Consider the following 18,989-nt stretch of genomic DNA (forward strand, 5'->3'; position numbering starts at 1 on the left):
ATTTCATATCGCGGTGGGAGGCTTTCCTTGTTTTGCTGCCTGCTTGCATCAGCGTTCCTTGAATGCACGCGACATGCTGTCGGTGATCGGTTTCGTCAGATATTCGAAGAAGGTGCGTTCGGACGTCTGGATCAGCACGTCGGCTGGCATGCCGGGCACCGGATGGAAGCCGTGAACCCGGCTGATCTCTTCGTCGGGTATTTGGATACGTACGATATAGACATCCTTCACCTGCTGGCCGGCATTCTCCTCGATCGAGTCCGCGGAAACGTAGAAGACGTTGCCGTTCAGCACCGGCGTCGTGCGCCGGTTGAGCGCGGACAGGCGGATGGCTGCCGTCTGGCCCTCATGCAACTGGTCGATTGACGTGCGCAGCACCTGTGCTTCGATGATGAGGGGCACATGCGCGGGCAGGATTTCCATGATCGGTTTGCCGGTGGTGATGACGCCGCCTGCGGTGTGATAATAGGTGCGCACGACGGTGCCGTTTACCGGCGAGCGGATGACCGTGCGCTCGAGGACGCCTGCTGCTTCGCGAACCTGCTCTCGTACGCTGTCGAGTTCGGACTCGGCGGTTTCCAGCGCGTCGAGGGCGGCCTGCTTGTTGGAGTTGACGGCGATCACCGCTTCCTGACGGAATTTGGCGACTTCCGCCTCGCTTTCATTGAGCTCGCCGGTCAGGCGCGATATATCGCCCAGCGCATCGGCCATGGCACGTTCGATCGCCAGAAGATCCGTCTTGCGCATATAGCCGACCTTGACGAGACGCGCCTTGGAATCGCGCTCTTCGGTCAGAAGGGCGAGCTGGCGCTCGAAGGCCTCCTTCTGGCCGTTGTATCCCTTGAAGCGGTATTCCAGCGACTTGATGTTTTTCTCGATGAGGTTGAGCTGTTCTTCCAGCTTGATCTGCTTGCTGTGGAAGACCACGTTCTGGCTCTGGATGATCGCATTGACGTCCGGGTCGCTGGCCTCTGCCATGACGATGTCGGGTATCTTGAACTGTGGGGCTCCTTGGGCCTCGGCGCGCAGCCGAGCCACAACCGCTTCAAGGCGCAGGCGCCGCAGCTTCAGCATCCGCTCGTTGGAGAGCGCAGCCGTCGGGTCGAGCGTCACCAGAACGTCGCCTTCCTTGACGACATCGCCTTCGCTGACACTCATTTCCTTGATGATGCCGCCTTCGAGATGCTGCACGATCTTGTTGTTGCCGGTTGCGACGAAGCTGCCTTGTGCGATGATTGCGGAGGCAAGCGGTGCGGTGGCCGCCCAGAAGCCGAAGCCGCCGAAGGAGGCGAAAAGGACGCCGAGCCCGATGATGCTGTGGTAGCGAATGGAGCGAGGCACCTCGCTGTACCATTCGATCGGATTGCCGGCCGGTTGCGGTTTCCTACTCACCATTGTCGTTGCCTTCGATAGGCGGCGCCTGCCGCCCGTTGCTCTTGGAAAGCGCTTCCAGGACTTCTATGCGCTCGCCGAACATGGCCACGGAACCCTCCTTCAGAAGCAGGATCTTGTCGACGCATTGAAGCAGGGCGGGGCGCTGCGTGATCGTTACCGTCGTGATGCCCTTCTTCTTCGCATGGATAAGGGCGCGTGCAAGCGCTGCCTCGCCCTGGGCGTCGAGATTGGAGTTCGGCTCGTCGAGAACGACGAACCTCGGATCGCCGAAGAAGGCGCGGGCAAGCGCGATACGCTGCTTCTGGCCGCCGGAAAGCGGAGCACCATCGGCGGCAACGGTCGTCTCGTAGCCTTGTGGAAAGCTCGCGATAAGCTCATGTACGTCGGCAAGCACGGCCGCCTCGAAGATCTGCTGGTCTTCCACGTCGTCGCGCATGCGCGATATATTGGCCTTGATCGTACCGGGAAAGAGCTGGACGTCCTGTGGCAGATAGCCGATGCTTTCGCCGAACTGCCGTTGGTCCCAGTTGCGAAGGTCCATGAGGTCAAGGCGCACGTTGCCGGAGGTCGGCAGGATCGAGCCGACGAGCATCTTGCCGAGCGTCGTCTTGCCGGAGCCGGAATTGCCGATGATCGCCAGCGACTCGCCCTTCTTCAAGGAGAAGGAGATGCCGTTCAGGATCACCTTCTTCTGCGGCGGCGGTACGAAGAGGATACGCTCGACATCCAGCCGGCCTTCCGGATTTGGTAACCGCAGCCGCGGAAAGTTCAGCGGCGAGTTGACCAGCAGATGCTTGATCCTGGCGAAGGCAGACGCCGACTTGTTGAACTGCTGCCAGCCCTCGATTGCACCTTCGATCGGCGCCAGCGCCCGGCCCGAAACGATCGAGGCCGCAATGACCATGCCGCCCGTCATCTCGCCCGATAGCGACAGATGCGCGCCCCAGCCGAGCAGCGCGACCTGGGTGATCATGCGGCAGGCCTTGGAAATCCCGGAAAAGACGATATTCCGGTCCTGCGCCGAGACATGCGATTTGAGCGAGCCGGCCGTCTCGCGACCCCACATCTTCACCGCCTCGGGGATCATGGCAAGCGCATTGATGATCTGGGAGTTGCGCGACATGGAATCGAGGTGGAAGTTCGCGCGGCTGAGATAACCGTTTGCCTCCGCAAACTGCCGTGCCGTGAACTTCTGGTTCAAGTAGGCGATGACGAAGAGCACTGCGCAGCAGGTCATGATGATGAGGCCGAGATGTGGATGCACCAAATAGACCACGACGACGAAGAGCGGCATCAGCGGTGCATCGAGAAAGGCGATGAGCGTGCCCGAGGTCAAAAAAGAGCGAAGTTGCTGCAGATCCTGTAGCGTCTGATAGTCCCTGCCGTTGCCGTGCAGCGATGCGCGAGCGGCGGCGCTCAGGATCGGCGCCCCGAGTTGCACTTCGAGCTCGACGGCCGTGCGCATCAGAATGAAGCGCCGGATCGAATCCATGAAGGCCTGCAGGATGACCGCGCCCAGAACGGCAACCGTCAACATGACCAGCGTATCGATCGAACGGCTTGTCAGCACGCGGTCGGAAATCTGGAACAGGTAGAGAGGGATCGCAAGCAGCAACACGTTGATGGCGATCGTGAAGGCCATGACGATGACCATGTTGCGCCGGACAGCTGCGATACCCCTTGCCAGGCTAACGGCAAAGTTCACCGGTTCGCTGCGCTTGTGAAAGCTGGCCCCACCACCGCCGCCACCGCCGCCACCGCCGAAATCAGGCGTCTTGCCGTTGTTGCCGCCGTCGTTGCGCTGATGGCGCTCGTTCTCCTTGATTGGCCCGCGATTGCCGTCGATCGTCTTGCCGAAGGGAATTGCCGGATTGGTCTTTGCCTCGCTCTGATCACCCGGCGTCTTGAGCGGCACGAGGGGGGTGTCAGGCGCCGTCTTGGCAACGGTTTCGGCGGCCGTGGCCTGTTGCGTAGACCGCTCTGGACCTGGGACGGCTCGCGAGCGTAACGGGATCAGCGGGACCGTCTCCTCGGCTGGATTTTCGATCGGCTCAGGGATCTTTTCGGCCTTCGTCTCGTCAAGGGACGGTGCTGGCGCCGTGGGGTTCTCCGTGAGCTTCCGCAGGCTCGCCACGGCTTCATCGATCGCCGACATGCAGGCGCCGGTCAGTATTTCGTCGACGCGGCCGGTACTGCCCAATCTGAGCGAGCTGTTGGAGGCAAGCGTCTGTTTAGAAATGTGATTCATGCAACGTCTCCCTCTGGCTCCGGTTAGGCGACGACGGTTTGCATTACGTCGGCCGGTTGAGCCAGCGTCCATGAAAGGTCATGACCTGCGTTGATGACGACGTCCTCGGATGCGCCAAGCGGCTCGTCCTCCCCGAGGAATGCGATCACTTCATTGGCGAGACGAATGCTGTTCGGCTGTGGCTGCGATGTGTCGTGGTCCACCAGGCCGCCCTGGATCAGGATGGCGTCCGAATAGAGCTGGCCGGCAAGGTAGGTCGTCTGGCCGAAGGTGTCGTAATCGGTAATCTGCGCGATGTTGACGACCGCGTTGCTGCCCGTATCGATCTTGATATCAACGTTCTGGTTGTGCTCGAGAATGTTCGAAACGGCCTGCGTCACGTCGTCTGAATCGCCAAGTATGCTCACCTGCTTGATGATGTTCACATCGTAGAGATTGCCGGTGATGTAGAGGACGTTAAGGCCGATATAACCTTCGAAATTGCCGTCGTGCGATAGCCCCGACGGCATCGCCGCATTGCGGTCCTCGATTGCCTTTTGCGTCTGTATCATGTGGTCGGGCATCTCTTCGAAGCGGTCGTTTGCGCCGACGTTATGAATGGATGCGAGGTTCCAGATCAGATTGCTGCCGGATTGCACCGTGGCTCCCGGGGCATCATCCTCGGCGCGTATCCAGTCGTTGTCGTAGAGAAGGGCGATCTGCGAAATGACATTCATGTCGAGAATGTCGCCACCGACGATGATCAGGTCGTACTGCATTCCTATTCCGAGGAAGGAGGCAAGATTGACGGCGGCATTGCCGCCCGTCAGAACGGTTGCCTGCGAACCGGTCGTCGTCACGGTCATCGTGTCGTTGTCGCTGATGAAGTGATATTGCTCGACCCAGTTAACGAAGGAAACATCGCCTTCGATCACGCTGACGCGCCATGCGGTAGGAAAGATCGCCTCAGCCGCCGGCTCCGTGGTCTTGATGTTTCCGTCGTCGTACGTGCTGCGCTCGAAAATCGCAATGTTGTTGGCAACGGATGTCGCGCTGTCGTCACGATCGAAGACGGAAGCGATCTCGTCGCGGTCGCTGTAGACGTAGAACTGCGAGATCGCATCGATCTGATGGTAGTTGCCCATCACGGCTGTAACCGGACAGATGATCGCCGTCTCGGTGACCTGCACCACGTTTGCAAGCACATTCGCGCCTGCGGCAACATCGAGGCTGTTGCCGCTGCCGCCGTCCTGTTCCACGGGTGCGTCGCTTTTCTCAGGCTTAGTGGGCGGCTTTGCAATGCCGCGCTCGGGCATGAAGTCGTCGATCTTCGGCGCTTCCTCGACGAGCTGGCCATTCACGTAGGTGTAAGTACCAATGACATCGAGCTGGTTGTCCGTGAGTACGAAGATTTGCGGCTGGCCGCTTTCCATCGTCGTGGCGCCGTTTGCGCGCGCTGCCTGGATGTACTCGTGCATATCGTCGGCAATCGCCCGCAGGCCCTCCTGCGTGTCGACGCGGTCATAGTTAGAGAATGGCGCAAAGACTTCCGCCGTCTCGCCGTATTCGGTGAGGCGCTGCGTGACGAAGCTCGTGTCGCGCAGCTCCGGCTGCTCACCGGTCATATTCAGCTGGTCGTCGTCGATCAGCATGTTGGCCTGGGCGACATGGCCAATGACCGACCCCGGTCCCTGGAAGACTTCGAGTTCTTCCTCCTTTTCGCCGGGAAGGTAGACATTGGCGCCGAAGTGTGGAGCGCTCAGATCGCGCGATGCAATCTCGGCCAGCTTCTTCAGGGTCTCTTCGAATACGCCGCCGAAAGGGTGCGAATTTGCGTAATTAATATCGTAGCTAACAGAGCGGTAATCGACGCCCGGGTCGTAATCCTTCAGTTGAAGGTTCGAAGCGAAGGCCGCGCTGGAAGCCTCGTCTTCTGACAGCGAAGGATCTGCTTCGCGCGGACGGGCGCCGTCGAGGTAATTGCTTCGCATCCGCGCTTCTTCGGTTGCCGCGCCGAACAAGCCGATGAAATGGGCAACGATTTCCGAAATCTTCTCTGCATGCATAACGGCTCCTCCCGTTCAACACGGTGATCGGCCCGGAAGGCAGCAAACTCATCGATGACGAGCTATTCTTTTCAGCTGCTTCTCAAGCCGTCAAACTGCACCGGCGCAATGCCGGTGCAGTTTGTTTCCGCACTGGTTGGACGTCAGGCTCCAGAGTCGGCGTCGTCGCCCGCAACGTTGCCGCCTACGACGCTGCTGTCAAAGGTGTTGCTGAGCAGGTTGGCGCCCTGTACGACTTCCAGATGGAAGCCGGAGTTGGCGATGATGGCCGAAGCGTCGGTCGTGCTCGTGCCGTTGACATCGTCGCCTGCGCCGCCTTCCCAGCCGCAATCGCCGATGTCGATGCCTTCCGAGCCAAAGGCCTTGCCGGCGTCCGCTTCGAGATGATTGCGTGCCCCTTCGTTATCCATCTTGATGTTCCAGGCATTGTCCTGATCGGCAAGATGATTTGCCTGGACAGCGCTGAAGCCGTTGCCGCCAGCACCGAGCGAGCCGTTGAGGATGTTGTCGACATCAAGCGTGAACGAGAAGTTGTCACCGATATTGAGGTTGCCGCCGGCGATCCCGAGGTTGTCGAAGTCCTTGACGTCTTCAAGAACGGCGAAGTCTGTGTCCGTCTTGTTGAAGCTGTCGGTTGTCGTCGTATTGTGGCTGTTGGTGTCGGTAATCGTCTTGATATCCGTATCCGTGTCCGTGATCGTTTTGATATCGGTATCGGTTATGGTCTTGATGTCGGTCTCGGTCTTGGTGCTGGTGAAGGTGTCGTCGTCGCTGTAGGACTTGCTGTCGTAGCTCCAGTCATAGTCGGTCTTGACGTCCGTATCGGTGATAGTGGTCGTCTTGGTGTTGGTGATGTTGTCGTTGTCGCTGTAGGACTTGCTGTCGTAGCTCCAGTCATATGAGTTGTCGCGGTTGTCGCCGTTGTTGGCATCGACATCGATCTTGGAGTCCACGTCGACATCGACGCTGCTGTCGCTGTTGTTGCGGTTGTCGCCGTTTGCCACGCCGCCGACATAGCCTGTGGAGCCGTCGTCTACGTCAGTATCGTTGATTGCAGTATTGGCGAAGCCGTCGGCGAGTGCGCCGACATTCGTTTCGTCGCCGCCATTCGGATAGTTGTAGCTCATTTCGCATTTCTCCAAAAAAATTCGGAGCAGCTTTCGAAATCCCTTTCATCTCAACGGGATTTTGCTCGCGCTTGCTCCGATACTGTTACAGATCGGCAGATGTAAGCACTACCTTGTCACCTGCATTTGATGTTCCGGTTTGTAGACCAAACCCTCGTTGAACTGCGCGTTACTAGGTACAAAGGCGCAGGTATTCTGATCCGCAACTGTAACATTGCAGATTTTATGCACTGGTTTATTTGAGTTACCCCAGCTAAGGCGCCGCGATACCGCAGGCACTAGGTGATATTCGACGCCTCCCATGTCGCCATTTGGCAACCATGCGACTGTGGCCGAGAAAATATCTTGTTGATAGATACCAATTCGGGCTAGCGGATCAGGAGTTACTGGGAGTTACCGGAGGTAATCATGGAAAATAAACTAGCGAGACACTTCGGGCATCCAGTCACCCCTCGCAAACTGATGTTGCAAGGCCGTTGGCTGGCATCGCGCAGGTTCAGCTTGGCGGATTCGGGGCAAGAGAGTTTTCATAAGTAACTTCTTAGTTCGCTGCCGCCACAGTAAAATACCAAAAATAGTCGGTCTTCTATATTGGCACACAAATACCATTTCGAGGCAAAAATATTGAAACATATAGCCCAGAAGTTAGCTGTACTTGCACCGATACAACCAGAACAATAGGAAATATCACTTTAAATCTACCAAAACTAACCCATTTGGGCCATTTATTTTCGCATCTGTTCATATTACGATAATTAAGAAATGGCTAACTAACTTAGACAGAAATTTTCAGGGGCACACCTCTTTGGGTGTTTTCACAGTATCGCCCAAAGCATCTGTAACGTGTAACGCTATGGGGAGGCGTAAATGTTCATGACGGCATCGAAGACGGGGGATGCCGGTGAAAGCCGAAAATTCGGCCCGGCCGGAGATACAATACTGGTCATTGCAAATGCGGATTTGTTCTCCGAATGCCTGGCAGAGGCTTTGGCGAAGAAATTCGCAGGCTGCGAAGTGGTCAGCAAGGGCTATTCAAAGGCCATGCTGGAAAACGACGCAAACGATGCCAAGCTAGTCCTCTTCTATCATATAGCAGGGCCTGAACTGAACGAGGCGCTCCAGGTCGTGCGGGAAAACCACCCGTCGACGTCGATCGGTCTCGTCGTCGAGGCGATCGACATGCTGGAGCCCTATATAAACCGGCTGGTCGAAGCGCGGGTCATCGATGGCGTGCTGCCGCTCAATCTCCGCCTCGACGTGTTCATGGCGGCGGTTGACCTTCTGATGAAGGGCGGTGAGCATTTCCCGTCGGCGCTGCTTAACCGGCTCACGGCTGCCCAGCCGGACAAATCGCTCTACGAAACGAAGTCGGCTACTGCGGCTGGTCCCGGCGCTCTGAGGCTTCGCCAAGGCGACCTTTCCGCGCTCACCACCCGCGAAGTCCAGATCCTGGACCTCATCTGCAAGGGTACGCAGAACAAGATCATCGCCGATGAGCTGCACCTTTCCGAAAACACGGTGAAGGTTCATGTCCGCAACATCTATAAGAAGATGAATGTCCGCAACCGCACTGAGGCCGCGTCACGCTTCTTCAACAATGAAGCCGGCAACACATCGGGCAGGTGGCGGAACTAGTCCTCAGGGTCGTCAGGTGGCCGGTCGCGCAAAGCAGCGCGACTTCTGGCCGAACCCGCTCGGCGTGCAGATCCAGGGCGCAGACCCATAATAGACCTTGAACCCGGCGCTCACCGGCGCTGCGGCCTTGTTGCTCGCTACCGCATAGCTGTAGACCTTGCTGGTGCGCGCCACATTGGCAACCACGGCCTTTGCCGGCTTTGCATTGGAGGCAGCGGCCAGGTCGTCATCGACGGCAGCGCATGAAATCGGTCCTGCAGCGATGAGCATCAGCCCAAAAGCTAGCGCAGTCCTGCGGACAGCGTCCGACGTTCGCATTCCGGTGAAATCGAAGTTCCGCATCGCTCGTTCCCCTGAACAAGGCAGCCTTTTGCCTGCCTTCCGCTCCCATGTCTAGAACGTATTGGTTGAGAAAAGCTTGCATTGTCGATTCTGCAACCAAATCCAACATGGTTAAGCAGGATTAAACCTGCCTATATCAACAGTACTATAAGAGTAATCAATTCGACATAGCCCACGCTTTTCATGTTGACGGAACATCAAAGCCTAATATCATCAACCACAGATAGACTTGAAATAGCGTGGTGGACGTAAATCTACTATGAATATCCAAGTATCTATCTATGTTGCTTCGGAGAATATCTGGAGGCTGAAGGAGATTTATTGAAATTTACGGATCAGTGTTCTTGGTCCTATTGGGAAGGGGTTTGTAATGCGTAGTTTCGTTCCCAACGAAATATGTTCCGGTTATGATGATCTATCGGGCCGGACACCGAAGAAAGTGCTCGTCAACGGAGGCGCGGGATTCCTAGGCTCCCACTTGTGCGAGCGGCTTCTCAAGAGCGGCCACGAAGTCATCTGTCTGGACAATTTCTCGACCGGCCGCCGATCCAACGTCCACCATCTCCGGCCATTTTCACGTTTTCGGATCATCGAGCACGATGTTCGCAATCCGTTTGACGTGGATGCGGCGCTGATTTTCAACTTCGCGTCTCCGGCATCTCCGCCGGACTATCAGCGCGATCCGGTTGGTACCTTGCTCACCAATGTGCTCGGCGCCGTCAATGCGCTTGATCTGGCACGGCGGAACGGGGCGACGATCGTGCAGTCCTCGACCTCAGAGGTCTATGGCGATCCCGAGCACAGCCCGCAGCGGGAGAGCTATTGCGGCAATGTCAACCCGGTCGGTCCGCGTGCCTGCTATGACGAAGGCAAGCGCAGTGCCGAGACGCTGTTTTTCGACTACCATCGAACCTACGGCGTCGATATTCGGGTCGGGCGGATTTTCAACACCTATGGGCCGCGCATGCGTCCCGATGACGGCCGCGTGGTCTCGAATTTCATCGTCCAGGCACTGCAGAACAAGAACATCACCATTTACGGCGATGGTTCGCAGACCCGTTCCTTCTGCTATGTCGAGGACCTGATCGAAGGGTTCATTCGCTTCTCGAACGCCGGCAAGAAATGCACCGGGCCGATCAATCTCGGCAATCCGGCCGAAATCCCGGTCCGCCAGCTCGCCGAGATGATCCGCGAGATGACGAACTCGCGCTCGCGCATCGTTCATCTGCCCCGGGTCACAGATGACCCGAAGCAGCGGCGGCCGGATATCTCGCGAGCACAGGCAAAACTCGGCTGGCAGCCGCGTGTCGCACTGGACATAGGCCTTGGAAAGACGATCAAATATTTCGAGGCACGTCTTTCCGCGGCAAAGGTAGCGGAGGCAGTATGAGATGTCTCCCTACATCATCGTCACTGGTGGCGCCGGCTACATCGGCAGCCACATCTGCAAGGCGCTAGCGGGGGCGGGGTTCACGCCGGTCGCGTATGACAATCTCTCGACCGGCCATCAGGATGCCGTTCGCTGGGGGCCGTTGGTCGATGCCGACATCGCCGATGTCGGCTCCCTGAAAAAGGCCCTCGGCCGGTTCCAGCCAATATGCGTCATCCATTGCGCGGCGAATGCCTATGTCGGCGAGTCCGTCACCGATCCGCGCAAGTACTATCGCAACAATGTTTCCGGCAGCCTTGCGCTTTTGGAAGCATGCCTCGACCAGCACGTCGACCGCATCGTCTTTTCGAGCAGCTGCGCGACCTATGGCATTCCGGCGGCATTGCCGATCCGCGAGGAGATGGTCCAGTTGCCGGTCAATCCCTACGGACGAACGAAACTCATCTTCGAAATGGCGCTGGAGGATTATGCCGCCGCCTATGGCCTTCGTTTCGTGTCGCTGCGTTACTTCAATGCCGCAGGTGCCGATCCGCAGGGCGATCTTGCCGAGCGCCATGAACCTGAAACGCATCTCATCCCGCGCGCCTTGCTTGCGGCTGCACACCGTCTGCCGTGCCTGGAGGTCTTCGGCAATGACTACGAGACCGAGGATGGCACCTGTGTTCGCGATTACATCCATGTCAGCGATCTCGCGCAGGCCCACCTTGCCGCCGTCGACTACCTTGCAAGCGGTGGCGAAACGCTGCGAGTCAATCTCGGCTCCGGCCATGGCACCTCGGTCGGCGAGATCCTGAGCGCCATCCATCGCATCACCGGGCACGAGGTTCCCGTTCACTACGATATGCGCCGTGCAGGCGACCCGCCCGTGCTTTTTGCCGATACCGCGCGGGCCCGGGCGGTTCTCGGCTTCACCCCGCAGTTCTCCGATATCGATACAATCATCCGCACGGCGAGCCCGACCTTCGGTCTGGAGGTACGCGCATGAACGTGGCGCCATTCGTGACCAGACAGAGAAGGGCGACGGCGGCTCCTGCTGCCAGACAGCACGCGCTCGAGCCCGTCTTTGCAGGCTGGGGCCGCGCTTTCTACTGGTTCGGCGTCGCCTGCTGGCTTTCCGCGCTTGCCTATTTCTGGACATGGTGGCTGCAGCCCGCCCATGTGATCTCAACGCCGGCATTCATCATGACGACGGCGATCGTAGCCTGGGTCACGCTGATCCCGGCCTATTTCATCTTCATCTTCGTCAATGCCAAGCGGATGAAGCCTTCGGCTGCCGTCCCCGCTGGCCGCATCGCCATGGTGGTCACCAAGGCGCCGTCCGAGCCTTTCGAGGTGGTGCGCAAGACATTGCTTGCCATGCTGGATCAGAAAGGCGTCGAGTTCGACATCTGGCTCGCCGACGAGGATCCGGCCGAAGAGACGAAGCGGTGGTGCGCCCGACATGGCATCTTTATTTCGACGCGCAAGGGCATCGCTGCCTATCACCAGACCAAGTGGCCGCGCCGGACGCGCTGCAAGGAAGGCAACCTTGCTTATTTTTACGATCGCTACGGTTATGACCGCTATGACTTCGTGGCGCAGTTCGATGCCGACCACGTACCGGATCCGACCTATCTGCAGGAGGTCATGAAACCCTTCGCCGATCCGAGCGTCGGTTATGTCTCGGCCCCCAGCATATGCGATGCGAATGCCACCGACAGTTGGGCCGCAAGAGGCAGGCTCTATGCCGAGGCAAGCCTCCATGGTTCGCTTCAGGCGGGTTACAACAGCGGCTGGGCGCCGCTCTGCATCGGCTCGCATTATGCCGTGCGCACCGCAGCGTTGCGCCAGATCGGCGGCCTAGGGCCGGAACTTGCGGAAGATCACTCGACGACGCTGATGATGAATGCCGGCGGATGGCGCGGCGTGCACGCGCTCGATGCGATCGCCCACGGTGACGGCCCGGCGACGTTTGCCGATCTCGTCGTCCAGGAATTCCAGTGGTCGCGGAGCCTGGTGACGATCCTCCTACAATACTCGCGCATCTATGTTCCGAAGCTGCCGCTGAAGCTGAAATTCCAGTTCCTGTTTTCGCAGGTTTGGTATCCGCTGTTTTCGGCGTTCATGGCGCTCATGTTCGCCCTTCCGGTCTTTGCCTTGTTGACAGGTCACGTCTTCGTTGGCGTCACCTATCCGGAATTCCTGCTGCATTTCGCGCCTTTGTCTCTGGTGCTGATTGCGCTTGCCCTCTTCTGGAGGCGCAGCGCAACTTTCCGGCCTTATGACGCCAAGCTCTTTGGCTGGGAAGGCATTGCCTTCGTTCTTCTACGCTGGCCCTGGTCGCTTGCCGGAAGCCTGGCTGCGCTGCGCGATCACGTCTCCGGCTCCTTTGTCGATTTCCGCATCACGCCGAAGGGCACGCAAGCGCAAAGGACACTGCCACCGGTGGTTCTTCTTCCCTATCTGCTGCTGGCCGGTATTTCCCTTGCCGCGATGGTGCTGGCACCTGTCGAAGGCGCTGCCCGCGGCTTTTATATCTTCGCCGGCATCAACGCCATGATCTATGCCGCGCTGACCATGTTGATCGTTGCGCGCCACGCACGCGAGAGCGGCTCGCCGCTTATGCCCCGCTCACGCGGTCTAAGGCTCGTGGCGGCCTGCGCGCTGACGCTTCTTGTCGCCGGCGGAGGCGAACTCCGCCTGCACGGCCTGAGCAGTCTCGAAGCGCTGTCGCACGGCCAGAGAATCGTCAGTTTCACGGAAGCAAAATTCGCAGTCGCAGGTGCTGGTTTCGGCGGCGGCAAGACGCGGATCGTCAAATTCCGGTTCAAGTGGAATGGGTTCGGGCAGCAGGTTGCAGCACGATCAAAGAGAGTGGAGCCGAGCGCGTAGAGTCAAAGCCATGTCGGCGGTGCGTTTCGGGTGAAGGAGGGTGCAATGAGAATAGGAACAAGAACATATGGCGCGGCGGCTGTCGTCCTCAGCCTGGTACTTTGCCTGCCGGGTTCGGCAGCGGCGGCCGAAGCGAAGAAAGCGCCGGTGCCGCTCAGCGCCTACGAACTCTATCAGCTCTATCGCAACAAGACCTGGACCTGGGGTGCCGGTGGCGGCCGCTTCATGGACGAAAGCCGCCGCTTCGTCGCCTGGACCAATGATGGTGGCAAGCAATGGGTGGCCGAGGGCCGGTGGGCCGTCGACGATCTCGGGCAGATGTGCATGCGCGCCACCTGGACGAACGAAGAAGGCCCGAACCGGGTCAGCACCTGCTTCGGTCACCGCAAGATCGGCAGGGTCATTTACCAGAAGCGCCAGCCCGACGGCAATTGGTACATCTTCCGCCACGCCTCGGCGCGCGCCGGAGACGAATATCTGAAGCTCGTGCCGGCAGACACCGTCAGTGCCAATGCTGATGCCTACAGGCAGAAGCTGATGGCTCGAAGGTAAAAGGAGAAAGTCATGAAGAAGCTGAGGGAAAGAATAGTCTCGGCTACCGCGATCGCACTGCTGCTGTCCGTCGCAGCTGCCCCCCTGACGCCGAGCCTGGCGCAGGAAACCGCTGGAGTTCCAGCGTCCCTGGGCCAGACAATCGTTGACAAGCGCCCCGTCCTGCACGCGGACGGCATCAAATTCGGGGCCTATGATCCGCACGGCGATTTCACCTCGCAGCAGGGTGTCTCGACCGAGCACCTGTTCCTGCCGTGGGAAGACGTCGACCTCGAAACGCTGAAGGCGGCGGACGCCTATGCGCAGGCGAGGGGACGCAACCTGCTGATTTCCGTCGAACCCTGGTCATGGGACGTTGACTGGCGACTGAGTTCCGATGAGCTGCGCCAGAAGGTCTTGCGCGGCGACTACGACGTCAACATGCGTGCGATCGCTCGTATGATCACCGAGCTCAAGAGCCCGGTCATCGTCCGCTGGGGGCAGGAAATGGAAGACCAGAGCAGCCGGTTCTCCTGGGCGGGCTGGAACCCGCGCGACTATGTCACCGCATACCGGCGTATGATGGACATCGTGCGTGCTGAGGCACCTGGGGTGGAAGTGATGTGGTCTCCGAAAGGACTTGACGGCCTCGACGCTTACTATCCGGGTGACAATTATGTCGATCTCGTCGGTCTCTCCGTCTTCGGCCTGGAGCCCTACGACACGCTTGCTTACGGTGGTCCGCGCGACTTCCGCCAAGCGCTGACGGACGGCTATCGGCGGGTCGTGGGATACGGCAAGCCCATCTGGGTAGCCGAACTGGGCTATGAAGGGAAAGACGCCTACATGAGGCCGTGGATCGACACTGTCACCTTGAAGCACAGCGATTTTCCGAAACTGGAAGAAGTCGTCTATTTCAACGACCGTGACGTCCATGCCTGGCCCTTCAATCTCGGCCGCCCCAATTGGAGGGTCATCAAGGGCGACGAGACAAACTAACCGTCATCGACCAAGAGCAGTGTCTGGCACGGCTCTCATCATGGCGTCGGGCTGGCGCGGGCCAGGAGAACTGGATTATAAGCGAGCCATCGCCCCGATCTGCTGATAGGCACGCCCGACATGACACACTCCGGCTCGGTGATCGACTGGCTTCTCCACTCCGACCCATCGATCCGATGGCAGGTGATGCGCGACCTGATTGACGCCCCGGAGCCGGAGTGGGCGGCTGAGCGGGTCAAGGTGGAGACAGAGGGCTGGGGAGCCAGACTTCTCTCCTGCCAGGACGAGGACGGGCAATGGGCAGGCGGTTCCTTCGTCCCGGCCGATTTTGATCCTCGCGAATGGAAGGAGCACGGTCAGCCGTGGACGGCCACGACCTTTTCCTTGTCGCAGCTCCGGGAGTTCGGTCTCGATCCGTCATCGGATCGGGCCAAACGCACTGTCGAATTGATCGGCGCTAACGCACGTTGGGACGAGGGCGGCCAGCCATACTGGGAGGGCGAAGTCGAGGAGTGCATTAATGGCCGGACCGTTGCCGATGGCGCCTATTTTGGGGTTGACGTCTCGTCCATTGTCGACAGGCTGGTAGGCGAGCGTCTCGCCGACGGCGGCTGGAACTGCGAGAGGATCAACGGTTCGGTCCGCTCGTCATTCGCCAGCACCATCAACGTGCTGGAAGGCCTCCTTGAGTACGAGAAAGCCACGGGAGGTACGCCTCAATCTCAAGAGGCTCGCAGGTCGGGCGAAGAGTATCTCCTGAAGCGAAACCTCTTTTGCCGTCTCGGCACGCGTGAGCCGGCAGACGAGCGGTTTTTGCGCTTCCTGCACCCGAACCGTTGGCGCTACGACATCCTGCGTGCACTAGACTATTTCCGCTTCTCTGCGATGTTGACCGGCGCCGATCCCGATCCGCGACTTGGCGAAGCTATCTGCCACATCCGGTCGAGACGCCTTGAGAACGGCACCTGGCCTCTTGACTGGAGTCTTTCAGGGCGGGTGTGGTTCGAGGTCGACGACGGGCAGGGCGAGCCCTCGCGGTGGGTGACCCTGCGGGCGATGCGGGTGATTAGATGGTGGCAAAGTTAGCGCTTGGGAAATTCCCACCGCCCGCCGACATTCCGCAATGATGAGCGTCGAGGCTGTCCGTCTCGCTCAGGCAGCCCTGAGGGCCCGAAAACGAAAACGGCGCCAATGCGGCGCCGTTTTTGGTGTATCACGCCTGGCCGAAATCAACGGAACGAGCGAGATGCGATATTGCGGATCTCGTAGCGGCTGATACCGATGTCGGAGAGCGTCTGGTTCGAAAGGTTGCCAAGCTCGTTGAGCGTGCGGCGGTAGCTAATCCAGCTCTTAGCAATGCGGATCGGGTTCATTGTCATCTTCCTCAGAATGTTGCCTCGCGAGCGGCGCCATCGCCGTCTCTGCGGTTGACATTCATATAGTGGTTCCCCGTCGTATTGTGCAGTGCAAAGAAAAGGCATCTGCTATGCGTTTGTGCAATGTGATGCCCGATAAATACGCAGCAGCCATTTTTTGAGCGGGCGGGAAGAAGGTGTTTTCAGCCGCAACTCATGCGAAAGTGCACCATAAACAAAAGAAAACGCCCATTGCCGAAGGCGATGGGCGTTTTGAAGGAGGAGATCAGCTTGGGAGGAACGCTGATCGCCTTGAATTAGCGGCCAGTAGCCTCGCGAGCGACGCGATGGATGTCCGAGCGGTCGATGCCGAGGTCGTGCAATTCGCGGTTGGTCATGCGGCCGAGTTCAGTAACGGTCTGACGATACTTGCGCCAGTTGTTGAAAGAGCGTGTCAGGTTCATCTTAATCCCCTTTCCGAGGGCTTGTCATCTGCCAGCTGCTGCCCATCAGCGCTGGCTTTCGTCTGATGACCGGAATATATGTTGCACCGCGAAGAAGTAACAGAGACAAGATTTCATTCCACCTATGCATTCTACGCAAGTCTGTGGCAGGCGTTACCTGCGATTTCACCGTTTTTGGTCAACGAATAGGCAGAAGTGTTTTTTGCGTGCAGGACTTTCGACTCGATTGGTGAAATCGCCGTCAGCCCTCATCGCCGCCGATATGGCAGCCGGATCAGGGCCGGACTGCCGTCCTCCGATACCGCCCTGTCGTTGGTAATAAGTGCGGCGCACTTGCGAACCTTCGGGGCAGGCGTTTCATGACTGTCGGCTGCAAACCAGCTTTGCTCATCGTCTCAAGTGCCCACCAAACAAAACGCCCACCGGGGGAGGATCCGGTGGGCGTCATGTTGGTGACTGACAACTGGGAGGAGGAGTGTCGTCAGTCTATCGGAGCGCGCTGGGAGGAGGAGTGCGCTGCTCCGAATCTGTTACGGACATCATATCCGCAGGCATCCGGCACACCGGGCCGGGCGGCCACGCCCGTGCTTCTTGACCGTCAAGATACATGACTAATGAGTATTTTGCAGTGCAATATCATTATGGTCGCCATGCGCTTAATGCATGGCTCCTCTGCAATGCTCCTATGGTAGCTCGCCACTGTTAATGCTCGGTTAATTCTGTGCCACGTTCACACAGTGAAGTATCTTGAAAGGCATCGATCCGGGAGATTGCGAAAGACGCTGCTCCGTCTATAAGATTGACGGGGAAAGCCGCTGGAATCGGCACGGAGGCAGGGATGTATCGGGGACGGTTGGAGCGGGATCTCTCGCTCTGGGTGGAAAAGGGTCTGCTGCCGGAAGCGATGGCGGAATTGCTGCTTGTCGAATACGACAGCCGGCCGGCAAGTTTCAGTCTCGGCAATGTGCTGATGGTGTTTGCCGCGATCCTGCTTGCCGCGGCTGTCCTCTTGCTCGTCGCCTCAAATTGGGAGGCGATCCCGCGGCTGGTGCGTGTCGGCGCGATTCTTGCCCTTATCTGGGCTGTTTATCTCGGCGCCGCACTGCTGTTTGCCCGAGGGGCTTCGGCGGTTGCCAGTGGCCTGCTCGTCATCGGTGCCCTGAGCTTCGGTGGCGCGATCTCTCTGATCGGCCAGATGTATCATCTGTCGGGCGACGAGCAGACGGTCATGTATCTCTGGTTCGCGGTTGCGGCCGTGTCTGCCGCGCTCTTCCGCTCGAGTGCGGTGACTGCGATCGCCGGCTTTCTGTCCTGGGCTTCATTTGCTGTCTATCTGACGGACCACGGCGCGCGTTGGGTGGGTTTCGATCCCTGGGCGCCGCCCGTCATGGCCGTGGTCATCGTCGCACTGGTGCGTTTTACCGGCGCCGATCGCGCACGGCACCTTGCCTATCTGCTTGCCGTCGGCTGGCTTGCCTGGCTCTACACCTTGCATGAAGATATCCGGATGGCATTCGCCTTCGTGCTTTGCGGCATGGCCGTATTCGTGGCCGTCAGCCTGCCGCCCTTGCGTGGCCTTGCATTCATAAGGACTGCGGGTGCTGCGCCGGCCTTTTATGCATTCCTGGTGGCGGCAGTCGGATTGCTGCTGCTCAACATGGTGCACGATGAAAGCTGGCCGCTTGTTGTGGTCGGCATGGCAACGCTCGCAACGGCCGTGCTGGCGATCGCGCTGCAGGGCCGGGACAACGGCGCCGTGCGCTATCTTGCCTATGCTGCCTTTGCCGCTGAGGTTTTTTACCTTGCTTCCGTCACAGTGGGTTCGATCCTCGGAACATCGAGCCTCTTTCTTCTGTCCGGTCTGCTGGTGGCAGTCGTTGCCTGGGTGGTGATCCGCCTGGAGAGACGGTTCGGCGCAAGGGCGACGGAGGTGACGGAATGAATGTGCAGGCTTCAAGACGTCAATCGGGCAGGGGTTATCTGATAGCCGCTGTCATTGCTGCCGCCCTCCAGACCGCCATTTTGGGATACATAATCGAGAGCCGCGCGGCGATCCTGCGCAGCGGCACCGAAGTCCTGCTGAAGACGACACCTGTCGATCCACGTGATTTCCTGCGTGGCGACTACGTCGTTCTGAATTACGAGATCTCCTCGGTTCCGGCACAAACAGTGGTCGGCGAACTTCCCAACCTACCGGGCGAGCAGACGCTCTGGGTTCGCTTGAAAAAGCAGCCGGACGGCTTTTGGGCAATTGGCGAATCGTCGTTCCAGCCGCTCCCTGAGGCGGCCGAAAGCGTCCTGCTCAAGAGCCGTCCATTTTACAGCTACGGTGTGCGCACGCCCGACACGATCCGCGTCGAATACGGGATCGAACGCTATTATGTACCGGAGGGCCAGGGCAAGCCGCTGGAGGAGGCCCGGCAGGACGGGAACGTTTCGATTGCTGCGCGCGTTTCAGGCGATGGCATGGCCCAGATCCGCAGCCTGCTCGTAGACGGCAAGCCCGCCTATGAGGAGCCACTTTACTGACATTGACGAAATGCCAGGAGAGGGCCTATGCAGCCCAAAAAATCGCTGTCATTTGGCC

16 protein-coding genes are annotated in these 18,989 nt (G+C 58.9%); 9 read left to right on the forward strand and 7 right to left on the reverse strand.

Translation table 11 applies throughout. The annotated features are described in order from the left end of the window. Nucleotides 1-48 precede the first annotated feature (48 nt). From AM571_RS09015 to AM571_RS09030, 4 genes are all read right to left on the reverse strand, one after another. Nucleotides 49-1,395: an HlyD family type I secretion periplasmic adaptor subunit gene (locus tag AM571_RS09015; protein WP_074061112.1), complete on the reverse strand. Its 1,347-nt coding sequence runs from the start codon at nucleotides 1,393-1,395 to the stop codon at nucleotides 49-51. Next, nucleotides 1,385-3,643, reverse strand: a complete 2,259-nt coding sequence (locus tag AM571_RS09020) for a type I secretion system permease/ATPase (RefSeq protein ID WP_074061113.1) — start codon at nucleotides 3,641-3,643, stop codon at nucleotides 1,385-1,387. The genes AM571_RS09015 and AM571_RS09020 overlap by 11 nt, the downstream gene beginning before the upstream one ends. Nucleotides 3,644-3,666: 23 nt before the next feature. Further along, nucleotides 3,667-5,688 carry a hypothetical protein gene (locus AM571_RS09025; protein WP_074061114.1) on the reverse strand — a complete coding sequence of 674 codons (2,022 nt, stop codon included), beginning with the start codon at nucleotides 5,686-5,688 and terminating at the stop codon, nucleotides 3,667-3,669. A 143-nt stretch (nucleotides 5,689-5,831) separates the two neighbouring features. Further along, entirely contained in the window at nucleotides 5,832-6,815 is a 984-nt protein-coding gene (locus tag AM571_RS09030; RefSeq protein ID WP_074061115.1) for a fibrinogen-binding protein, read from the reverse strand. An 867-nt stretch (nucleotides 6,816-7,682) separates the two neighbouring features. Here AM571_RS09030 and AM571_RS09035 point away from each other — a divergent pair. Beyond that, nucleotides 7,683-8,450: a helix-turn-helix transcriptional regulator gene (locus AM571_RS09035; RefSeq protein ID WP_074061116.1), complete on the forward strand. Its 768-nt coding sequence runs from the start codon at nucleotides 7,683-7,685 to the stop codon at nucleotides 8,448-8,450. A 12-nt stretch (nucleotides 8,451-8,462) separates the two neighbouring features. On the opposite strand, the gene AM571_RS09040 is transcribed toward AM571_RS09035, so the two are convergent. Continuing rightward, the gene (locus AM571_RS09040) at nucleotides 8,463-8,792 is read right to left on the reverse strand and encodes a hypothetical protein (protein WP_132662265.1); all 330 of its coding nucleotides are present in this window, start codon (nucleotides 8,790-8,792) and stop codon (nucleotides 8,463-8,465) included. A gap of 370 nt (nucleotides 8,793-9,162) precedes the next feature. On the opposite strand from AM571_RS09040, the gene AM571_RS09045 reads away from it, so the two are divergent. The 6 genes from AM571_RS09045 to AM571_RS09070 all read left to right on the forward strand — a co-directional run bounded on the left by AM571_RS09045 (nucleotide 9,163) and on the right by AM571_RS09070 (nucleotide 15,669). Beyond that, the gene (locus tag AM571_RS09045; protein WP_074061117.1) at nucleotides 9,163-10,182 is read left to right on the forward strand and encodes a UDP-glucuronic acid decarboxylase family protein; all 1,020 of its coding nucleotides are present in this window, start codon (nucleotides 9,163-9,165) and stop codon (nucleotides 10,180-10,182) included. Between the two features lies 1 nt (nucleotide 10,183). Further along, nucleotides 10,184-11,167, forward strand: a complete 984-nt coding sequence (gene galE, locus AM571_RS09050; protein WP_074061118.1) for a UDP-glucose 4-epimerase GalE — start codon at nucleotides 10,184-10,186, stop codon at nucleotides 11,165-11,167. Beyond that, nucleotides 11,164-13,053: a glycosyltransferase gene (locus AM571_RS09055; RefSeq protein ID WP_074061119.1), complete on the forward strand. Its 1,890-nt coding sequence runs from the start codon at nucleotides 11,164-11,166 to the stop codon at nucleotides 13,051-13,053. Before galE ends, AM571_RS09055 begins: the two co-directional genes overlap by 4 nt. Nucleotides 13,054-13,098: 45 nt before the next feature. Then, the gene (locus AM571_RS09060; protein ID WP_074061120.1) at nucleotides 13,099-13,605 is read left to right on the forward strand and encodes a DUF995 domain-containing protein; all 507 of its coding nucleotides are present in this window, start codon (nucleotides 13,099-13,101) and stop codon (nucleotides 13,603-13,605) included. Between the two features lie 12 nt (nucleotides 13,606-13,617). Beyond that, nucleotides 13,618-14,583 (forward strand): glycoside hydrolase family 26 protein, encoded by a 966-nt coding sequence (locus AM571_RS09065; RefSeq protein ID WP_074061121.1) that lies wholly within the window; start codon nucleotides 13,618-13,620, stop codon nucleotides 14,581-14,583. A gap of 120 nt (nucleotides 14,584-14,703) precedes the next feature. Then, nucleotides 14,704-15,669 carry a squalene cyclase gene (locus tag AM571_RS09070; protein WP_074061122.1) on the forward strand — a complete coding sequence of 322 codons (966 nt, stop codon included), beginning with the start codon at nucleotides 14,704-14,706 and terminating at the stop codon, nucleotides 15,667-15,669. 143 nt (nucleotides 15,670-15,812) lie between these two features. Here AM571_RS09070 and AM571_RS09075 read toward each other — a convergent pair whose 3' ends face one another. Then, a complete protein-coding gene (locus AM571_RS09075; protein WP_074061123.1) occupies nucleotides 15,813-15,956 on the reverse strand; it encodes a DUF1127 domain-containing protein in 144 nt (47 codons plus the stop codon). Between the two features lie 299 nt (nucleotides 15,957-16,255). Further along, nucleotides 16,256-16,402 (reverse strand): DUF1127 domain-containing protein, encoded by a 147-nt coding sequence (locus tag AM571_RS09080; protein WP_074061124.1) that lies wholly within the window; start codon nucleotides 16,400-16,402, stop codon nucleotides 16,256-16,258. Nucleotides 16,403-17,240: 838 nt separating this feature from the next. Here AM571_RS09080 and AM571_RS09085 point away from each other — a divergent pair. After that, nucleotides 17,241-18,344 (forward strand): DUF2157 domain-containing protein, encoded by a 1,104-nt coding sequence (locus tag AM571_RS09085; RefSeq protein WP_074061125.1) that lies wholly within the window; start codon nucleotides 17,241-17,243, stop codon nucleotides 18,342-18,344. Next, a complete protein-coding gene (locus AM571_RS09090; RefSeq protein WP_074061126.1) occupies nucleotides 18,341-18,931 on the forward strand; it encodes a GDYXXLXY domain-containing protein in 591 nt (196 codons plus the stop codon). The genes AM571_RS09085 and AM571_RS09090 overlap by 4 nt, the downstream gene beginning before the upstream one ends. Nucleotides 18,932-18,989: the final 58 nt, after the last annotated feature.

This window comes from Rhizobium etli 8C-3, from assembly GCF_001908375.1.
Classification (GTDB): domain Bacteria; phylum Pseudomonadota; class Alphaproteobacteria; order Rhizobiales; family Rhizobiaceae; genus Rhizobium; species Rhizobium etli_B.

What these genes read in the sequence shown, in the direction of transcription:
- AM571_RS09015 (WP_074061112.1), bottom strand. Translation starts at nt 1,395, where the DNA reads ATGGTGAGTAGGAAACCGCAACCGGCCGGCAATCCGATCGAATGGTAC.
- AM571_RS09020 (WP_074061113.1), bottom strand. Translation starts at nt 3,643, where the DNA reads ATGAATCACATTTCTAAACAGACGCTTGCCTCCAACAGCTCGCTCAGA.
- AM571_RS09025 (WP_074061114.1), bottom strand. Translation starts at nt 5,688, where the DNA reads ATGCATGCAGAGAAGATTTCGGAAATCGTTGCCCATTTCATCGGCTTG.
- AM571_RS09030 (WP_074061115.1), bottom strand. Translation starts at nt 6,815, where the DNA reads ATGAGCTACAACTATCCGAATGGCGGCGACGAAACGAATGTCGGCGCA.
- AM571_RS09035 (WP_074061116.1), top strand. Translation starts at nt 7,683, where the DNA reads ATGTTCATGACGGCATCGAAGACGGGGGATGCCGGTGAAAGCCGAAAA.
- AM571_RS09040 (WP_132662265.1), bottom strand. Translation starts at nt 8,792, where the DNA reads ATGCGGAACTTCGATTTCACCGGAATGCGAACGTCGGACGCTGTCCGC.
- AM571_RS09045 (WP_074061117.1), top strand. Translation starts at nt 9,163, where the DNA reads ATGCGTAGTTTCGTTCCCAACGAAATATGTTCCGGTTATGATGATCTA.
- galE (WP_074061118.1), top strand. Translation starts at nt 10,184, where the DNA reads ATGTCTCCCTACATCATCGTCACTGGTGGCGCCGGCTACATCGGCAGC.
- AM571_RS09055 (WP_074061119.1), top strand. Translation starts at nt 11,164, where the DNA reads ATGAACGTGGCGCCATTCGTGACCAGACAGAGAAGGGCGACGGCGGCT.
- AM571_RS09060 (WP_074061120.1), top strand. Translation starts at nt 13,099, where the DNA reads ATGAGAATAGGAACAAGAACATATGGCGCGGCGGCTGTCGTCCTCAGC.
- AM571_RS09065 (WP_074061121.1), top strand. Translation starts at nt 13,618, where the DNA reads ATGAAGAAGCTGAGGGAAAGAATAGTCTCGGCTACCGCGATCGCACTG.
- AM571_RS09070 (WP_074061122.1), top strand. Translation starts at nt 14,704, where the DNA reads ATGACACACTCCGGCTCGGTGATCGACTGGCTTCTCCACTCCGACCCA.
- AM571_RS09075 (WP_074061123.1), bottom strand. Translation starts at nt 15,956, where the DNA reads ATGAACCCGATCCGCATTGCTAAGAGCTGGATTAGCTACCGCCGCACG.
- AM571_RS09080 (WP_074061124.1), bottom strand. Translation starts at nt 16,402, where the DNA reads ATGAACCTGACACGCTCTTTCAACAACTGGCGCAAGTATCGTCAGACC.
- AM571_RS09085 (WP_074061125.1), top strand. Translation starts at nt 17,241, where the DNA reads ATGTATCGGGGACGGTTGGAGCGGGATCTCTCGCTCTGGGTGGAAAAG.
- AM571_RS09090 (WP_074061126.1), top strand. Translation starts at nt 18,341, where the DNA reads ATGAATGTGCAGGCTTCAAGACGTCAATCGGGCAGGGGTTATCTGATA.